This window comes from Rhodoferax sp., assembly GCF_011391645.1.
GTDB lineage: Bacteria > Pseudomonadota > Gammaproteobacteria > Burkholderiales > Burkholderiaceae_C > Rhodoferax.
Map to the genome: position 1 here is coordinate 1 of NZ_JAABQC010000124.1, position 7,005 is coordinate 7,005.

A 7,005-nucleotide genomic window follows, 5' to 3' on the forward strand; every position below is an offset into this window, starting at 1 on the left:
TTCAATGTGGAGAGCGAAGCCGAGCTTGAGGTGCTCAATGCGGTCGCCCTGAGCCTGGGCCTGCAAGCGCCGGTGAGCATCCGCGTCAACCCCAACGTGGACCCGCAAACCCATCCTTACATCTCAACGGGCCTGAAAGACAACAAGTTTGGCATTGCGCATGAACGGGTGCTGCAAACCTACCAGCACGCGGCTGCCCTGCCCGGCCTGCGCGTGAAAGGCATTGATTGCCACATTGGCTCGCAAATTACCCAGGAAGCCCCGTATCTGGATGCCATGGACCGCATGCTGGACCTGGTGCAGGCGATTGAAGCCGCGGGCGTGCCCATTCACCACATTGACCTGGGCGGTGGCCTGGGCATTGATTACAACGGCGAAACGCCCCCTGCCGCAGACCAGCTTTGGACCCAATTGCTGGCCAAGCTGGATGCCCGCGGTTTTGGCGACCGGGCGCTGATGATCGAACCTGGCCGTTCTTTGGTCGGCAATGCGGGGGTGTGCCTTACTGAGGTGCTGTACTTGAAGCCCGGCGAGCAAAAGAACTTTTGCGTTGTTGATGCCGCCATGAACGACTTGCCGCGCCCGGCCATGTACCAGGCTTTTCACCAGATTGTGCCGCTCAAACCGCGCAGCGAGCCCGCCGAGACCTGGGAAGTGGTTGGCCCGATCTGCGAAAGCGGCGACTGGATTGGCCACGACCGTGCGTTAAGCGTGCAGCCGGGCGACTTGCTGGCCGTGCTGTCGGCGGGCGCCTACTGCATGAGCATGGCCAGCAACTACAACACGCGCAACCGTGCCGCCGAAGTGCTGGTGGATGGCGGGCAGGCCTATTTGATTCGCGAGCGCGAGAGTTATGCGGATCAAATGCGGCTGGAACACTTGACTGTGGCAACAAACGCGTCAAAACGCTGATTCAAACTGAAGTTCGCTGCTGGAACAAGCGCTTCAGGCCATCTTTTTCCAGGTAGCGCCACAAGCGCCAACCCAGCAGCACCGCGAGGACTGCGGCATAAACGGCGACCTCGGCAAAGTCGTTTTTACCAGCGCGCATCCAGAAAAAATGCAGGATGGCCAAGCCCGCGACAAGGTACACCGCCTTGTGCAAGCGTTGCCAGTTTTTGGCGCCGAGCGCCTTGATGGCCCGGTTGAAGGAGGTGAGCGCCAAACTGGTGAGCAGCACAAAGGCGGCAAAACCGACCAGAATGAACGGGCGCTTGGCAATGTCCCGGGCGATGTCGGCCACATCAAAGCCCATGTCGAACCCGCTGTAGCTCAATAAGTGCAGCAGCAGGTAAAAGTAGACAAACAAGCCCAACATGCGCCGAAAACGCGCCAACGCCGCAATACCGGACAGCACCCGCAGGGGCGTCACCGCCAGCACGACGCACAACATGCGCAGCGTCCAGTCGCCGGTGGAGCGAACCAGGGCTTCAGCCGGATTGGCCCCCAACTGGTCGAATACAGCCCCCCACAACAAATAAAAGAATGGCAGCAAGGCGACAACAAACAGCAAGGGCTTGGCCAGCGGATGCAGACAGCCCCTGGTGAACGCGGGCAAGAGTCCCGAGGCCTTGCCGGTCTGCATCAAAAGAACTTTTTCAGGTCCATGCCGGCGTACAACTGGCCCACCTGCGCCTCGTAACCGTTGAACAACAGCGTCTTGCGCTTTTTGGCGAACAGGCCGTCTTCGCCAATGCGACGCTCGTCGGCCTGGCTCCAGCGCGGGTGATCCACAGCGGGGTTGACGTTGGAGTAAAAACCATATTCGCTTTCCGCGGCCTTGTTCCAGGCGGTCGCCGGTTGCTTGTCGGTAAAGCGGATCTTGACCAGGCTCTTGCCGCTCTTGAAACCGTATTTCCAAGGCACCACCAGGCGCAGGGGCGCACCGCTTTGCTTGGGCAACACTTCGCCATACATGCCAAACGCCAGCAGGGTGAGCGGGTGCATCGCCTCGTCCATGCGCAGGCCTTCCACGTAGGGCCAGTCCAGCACCTTCGACCCCAGGCCCGGCATGGTCTTGGGGTCGGCCAGCGTCACAAATTCCACATATTTGGCACTCCCCAGCGGCTCCACTTTTTTGATCAGTTCCGACAGCGAATAACCCACCCATGGAATCACCATTGACCAGCCCTCGACGCAGCGCAGACGGTAAATGCGCTCCTCCTGGGCACTGAGCTTGAGCAAATCCTCCAGCGCAAGGCGACCCGGCTTTTTGACCAGGCCCTCGATCTCGACCGACCACGGGCTGGTCTTGAGCGTGTGGGCGTTTTTGGCAGGATCGGCCTTGTCGGTGCCAAATTCATAAAAGTTGTTGTAGGTGCTGGCGTGTTTGTACTCGGTCACTTTTTCCATGGTCAAAGCACCGTTCACCGATGTTTTGCTGCGCGCGAGTGCCGCCTGCTGGCCGGGCGGAACCCAGGCTTGCGCAAACGCCTCACGCGAAGCCCAAGAGGCCAGCGCGGCGCCCGCTGCACCGGTTGCCATCAGTCGGATCAGGTCGCGGCGCGACTGGTAGGCCAGCGGTGACGTGATCTCGCTGGCCGCGGGGTGAGTGAAGCCTTTGGCATTGGTTTTGATGAGCATGGCGAATTCCTTTGGACATTTGGTCGCCAAAGGATAGGCGTTCTTACAAAAACCTGCTGTGCCTTAAAAAAATTACCGCCGCCCTGCATGGTTGAACCAAAAAAAAGGCTGATCGAACAAAGCGATCAGCCTTTTCAGTCAAGGGCCACTGGCGCGGCCCTGCTTTCCTGGAACGTGAGAAATCAGCGCAACCCGGCAATGTAATCGGCCACAGCCTTGATTTCGCGGTCATTGAGCTTGGCGGCGATCTGGGTCATCTGCAGGTTGTTGTTACGCACGCCGTCCCTGAAGGCCGTCAACTGGGCAACAGAATACTCCGCGTGCTGGCCGCTCAGGCGCGGATACTGCGACGGGATGCCTGCGCCATTGGGGCTGTGGCAACCCGCGCAGGCCGGGATTTGCCGGTCTGCAATGCCGCCACGGTAAATTCTTTCGCCCAGCAACACCAAGTCTTTTTCCTTGGCGGCGCCGGGGGTGGCCTTCTTGCTGCTCAGCCAGTAAGAGATGTTTTTCATGTCATCGTTGCTCAGGGGAGCAGCCATGCCATTCATCACCGCGTTTTCGCGCTTGCCGGCCTTGAACTCGGTCAACTGCTTGACCAGGTATTCGGGGTGCTGTTGTGCCAGTTTGGGGTTCACCGGAATCAGCGAGTTGCCGTCTGGCGCGTGGCAGGCCGCGCACACCCCGGCAAAACTGGCTTCACCTTTGGCCAGATCTGCCTTGATTGGCGCTGCTGCTTCACTGGCAACACTTGAAAAAACTGTGGCGGCCAACGCGGCGGCTACGATGAATGATGCAGACAGCTTCATAGGTGGGCAAATCAGTTGTTAGAGGGAGCGTGAACGGCGCAATTCTACAATGGCTCAATTCACCAGACTGCGCCCTATGACAATTCAAACCAATCCAGCTACGCAAAACACTTCTGCCGAGAGCGAAACGCCGCCCGCAACGGTGAGTCCGGTGGTGGCATTGGGCTGGCTTCACACCGCCAAGTTCCTGACCACGGCACCGCAACTGCATTTTTTGCCGCCATTGGAAGTGCCCGAAATTGCCTTTGTGGGCCGCTCCAACGCCGGCAAGTCCACCTGCATCAACACCCTGACCCAGCAAAAACAGCTGGCCTTTGCCTCCAAAAAACCCGGTCGCACCCAGCACATCAACCTGTTCTCCCTGGGCAAGCAGGGCGTGACCGACGCGGTGCTGGCCGATTTGCCGGGTTACGGCTATGCAGCCGTGCCCAAGCAGGACAAGATCCGCTGGCAGCAGGTGATGGCCAACTACCTGGTGACGCGCGAAAACCTGAAGGCGATTGTGCTCATGTGCGACCCCCGCCACGGCCTCACCGAGCTTGACGAAGTGCTGCTTGATGTGGTCCGCCCGCGCGTCGAAGAAGGTCTGAAATTCCTGGTGATTTTGACCAAGGCCGACAAACTCACCCGCGCCGAACAAAACAAGGCGCTGTCGATCATGAAACTGCAGGCTGGTGGCGGCGAAGTGCGCCTGTTCTCGGCCACCAAGCGCCAGGGCGTTGAGGAGGTGGCAACGCTGCTGTGGCAATGGGCGCATCCCGCCAGCGCCACAAAACCCGAAGCCCCGCAAGCTGACAGCGCTGTCAAATAAGCGCCTTCACCCGTTCTCCCAGATCTTTTCTTAGCGAGTCTTGTCAATACAAGCCGGGCTCGCCCGGCGGGCGGTCCTTGAATCGCTTGTGCACCCAGTAATACTGGTCTGGCATGGCATCAATGTAGGTTTGCAGGCGCGCATTCATGAGCGCTGTGTCGGCCCTCAGGTCATCGGACGGAAAGTCTGACCATGCCGGCAACACCTGCACCTCATATCCCCAGGACGTCATGCGGGTCACCACGGGCACCACCTTGGCTCGCCCCAACCGGGCAAACCGCGACAGTGATGGCACCGTGGCCGCGTTGATGCCATAAAAGGGCACAAACAGCGACTCATGCGGGCCAAAGTTCATGTCTGGCAATAAATAAAGTGGCTCGCCTCGGCGCAGGGAGGCGATGATGGTTTTGACACCATCGGCCCGGCCAAACAACTGGAGTGACCCAAAGCGCAGCCGGCCTTGCCTGACCCAGGCGTCCACCACTTTGTTGGACTGGTTGGTATAAATGCTGGTCATGTGGCACGCCAACTGTTGCGTGATGGCCGTGCCGCCGGCATCCATGCCAACAAAATGAGGGGCAAAAATCACCACCGGATCAGTGCCAGTGAGTTGCGCTGCGTCACCGCTGATTTTCAGGCGGGCCCGCACCTTGTCTGGCGCGCCGTGCCAGAGCCAGCCACGGTCCAGCCAGGCCTGGGACACGCGCACAAAGACCTGGCGCGACAGGGCGCGCACCTGGCTTGCATCAAGCTGCGGAAAACACAAGCGCAGGTTGGTTTGCACCACATGCCGGCGCGACCCCACGACCCCATACAGCACCCAACCCAACACCCGACCCAGGGCGCGCACCCAGGACAAGGGCAAGTGGGCCAAAGCCCGCATCAAATAAAGAGCAAGTTTTGTTGCCATAAAAAATTACCTTGGCCGCGGCACGTTACGACAGGTCGCGCGGCTGCTTGTACCGTGCATAAGACCACAAATACTGTTGCGGGCACTGCAACACCAGCGCTTCCATGGCACGGTTGACCACCGTGACGGCGCTCTGCAGATCGGCTGGCAACGCCATTGCCATGGTCTGCACATGCACCCGGTAACCGCGCCCCCAACTCAGGCGCTCGCCCCAGGCCAACAGCACACAGGCGCCTGTTTGCTGCGCCAGGCGCACCGACAAGGTCATGGTGTACGCCTCGCGGCCAAAGAATGGGGCCATCACGCCCATGCCCCTGGGCGGCACCTGATCAGGCAGCAAAGCGACGGATTGCCCCTGTTTCAGCGCCTTGATCATTTGCTTCACGCCTGACAGACTGGTGGGCGCCGTCTGCAAGCCCGGCCGTTGTCGCGACGCCATCACCACATCGCGCAGCCAGGCCTGGCGCGGCGGGCGAAACAGCACCGTGACCGGTTGGCCCGCGCGCCCAAAGCGTTGCGCGTAGGCCTGGGCGGCGATCTCGAAGCAGCCCAAATGGGGTGTCAAGAACACCACGCCGCGCCGCTGCGCCAGCGCTGCCTCAACCAGTTCGGCACCCGTCCACTCAACATGCACGGGCCGACCCAGCCACAGCCGTGGCAGTTCAGCCACCAACTTGCCGCTCTGCGCCACCGCGCCCAGCCATTGGCGCCAACCCAAACCCGCCTGCCGTGCATGGGCAAGAAAACGCTCGCGGTAGGCGCGGGAAACCAGAAAAACCAGCCAACCCAGTGCCGCGCCCAAGCCGTGCAGCAACCACAAGGGCCAGGCTGACAACAATTTAAAAAGGGAGATCATGCGTGGGATAAACTAGGGGCGTCGCTGAGTTATGGAACTACTTGCAGGGCGACACACACAACAGCCACCCCATCTGGGTTGCCATTGTGCCTTGTCATACCAATGACAAATCTGCTAAAGCGTTCGCCGACAGCCCCAAAAGCCCAAGCAACGCGCAAGAGTTGTTTAATTTTTTCAAGGGCTTAAAAACATGGCGAACGATTTTCTATTTACTTCCGAATCTGTTTCCGAAGGTCACCCCGACAAGGTGGCAGACCAGATTTCCGATGCGATTCTGGACGCAATTTTCAAGCAGGACCCCAAGTCACGCGTGGCCGCAGAGACCCTGTGCAACACCGGCCTGGTGCTGTTGGCGGGTGAGATCACCACCAACGCCTCGGTCGACTACATCCAGATTGCGCGCGACACCCTCAAACGCATTGGTTACGACAACTCCGATTACGGCATTGACTACAAGGGCTGCTCGGTGCTGGTGGCGTACGACAAGCAGAGCAACGACATCGCGCAGGGTGTTGACCACGCCAGCGACGACCACCTCAACACCGGCGCCGGCGACCAGGGCCTGATGTTTGGCTACGCCTGCAACGAAACCCCCGAGCTGATGCCCGCGCCCATTTACTACGCCCACCGGCTGGTCGAGCGCCAGGCGCAATTGCGCAAGGACGGCCGCCTGCCTTTTTTGCGCCCGGACGCCAAGAGCCAGGTCACCATGCGTTATGTGGACGGCAAACCGCACAGCATCGACACCGTGGTGCTGTCCACCCAGCACAGCCCTGAGATGAGCCTGGGCCACCGCATGACCGATGCTTTTTACGAAGCGATTCGCGAGGAGATCATCAAGCCGGTGTTGCCCAAGGAGTGGCTGACCGCCGACACCAAGTACCTGATCAACCCCACCGGCCGTTTTGTGGTGGGTGGCCCGCAAGGTGACTGCGGCCTGACCGGACGCAAAATCATTGTCGACACCTACGGCGGCGCCTGCCCGCACGGTGGCGGCGCCTTCAGCGGCAAAGACCCGACAAAAGTGGACCGCTCA

General features: G+C 60.2%; 8 protein-coding genes. 3 read left to right on the forward strand and 5 right to left on the reverse strand.

All coding sequences use genetic code 11. The features are described from left to right. A partial coding sequence (lysA, locus tag GPS82_RS12760; RefSeq protein ID WP_296495316.1) for a diaminopimelate decarboxylase occupies window positions 1-912 on the forward strand: 912 nt, incomplete at its 5' end. Between the two features lies 1 nt (window position 913). On the opposite strand, the gene GPS82_RS12765 is transcribed toward lysA, so the two are convergent. The 3 genes from GPS82_RS12765 to GPS82_RS12775 all read right to left on the reverse strand — a co-directional run bounded on the left by GPS82_RS12765 (window position 914) and on the right by GPS82_RS12775 (window position 3,392). Then, window positions 914-1,585 (reverse strand): protein-methionine-sulfoxide reductase heme-binding subunit MsrQ, encoded by a 672-nt coding sequence (locus tag GPS82_RS12765; protein WP_296495318.1) that lies wholly within the window; start codon window positions 1,583-1,585, stop codon window positions 914-916. After that, window positions 1,585-2,583, reverse strand: a complete 999-nt coding sequence (gene msrP, locus GPS82_RS12770; protein ID WP_296495319.1) for a protein-methionine-sulfoxide reductase catalytic subunit MsrP — start codon at window positions 2,581-2,583, stop codon at window positions 1,585-1,587. Before msrP ends, GPS82_RS12765 begins: the two co-directional genes overlap by 1 nt. 182 nt (window positions 2,584-2,765) lie before the next feature. After that, window positions 2,766-3,392, reverse strand: a complete 627-nt coding sequence (locus GPS82_RS12775) for a c-type cytochrome (RefSeq protein WP_296495321.1) — start codon at window positions 3,390-3,392, stop codon at window positions 2,766-2,768. 154 nt (window positions 3,393-3,546) lie between these two features. Between GPS82_RS12775 and yihA the strand changes: the two genes are divergently transcribed. Continuing rightward, the gene (gene yihA, locus GPS82_RS12780) at window positions 3,547-4,203 is read left to right on the forward strand and encodes a ribosome biogenesis GTP-binding protein YihA/YsxC (protein WP_296495329.1); all 657 of its coding nucleotides are present in this window, start codon (window positions 3,547-3,549) and stop codon (window positions 4,201-4,203) included. A gap of 43 nt (window positions 4,204-4,246) precedes the next feature. On the opposite strand, the gene GPS82_RS12785 is transcribed toward yihA, so the two are convergent. Then, on the reverse strand, window positions 4,247-5,113 hold the full coding sequence (locus GPS82_RS12785) for a lipid A biosynthesis acyltransferase (RefSeq protein WP_296495323.1): 867 nt from the start codon (window positions 5,111-5,113) through the stop codon (window positions 4,247-4,249). Between the two features lie 25 nt (window positions 5,114-5,138). Beyond that, window positions 5,139-5,969, reverse strand: coding sequence for a lysophospholipid acyltransferase family protein (locus tag GPS82_RS12790; protein ID WP_296495325.1), 831 nt, complete (start codon window positions 5,967-5,969; stop codon window positions 5,139-5,141). Between the two features lie 190 nt (window positions 5,970-6,159). On the opposite strand from GPS82_RS12790, the gene metK reads away from it, so the two are divergent. Then, window positions 6,160-7,005, forward strand: an 846-nt coding sequence (gene metK / locus GPS82_RS12795) for a methionine adenosyltransferase (protein WP_296495327.1), incomplete at its 3' end; no start/stop codon positions are given.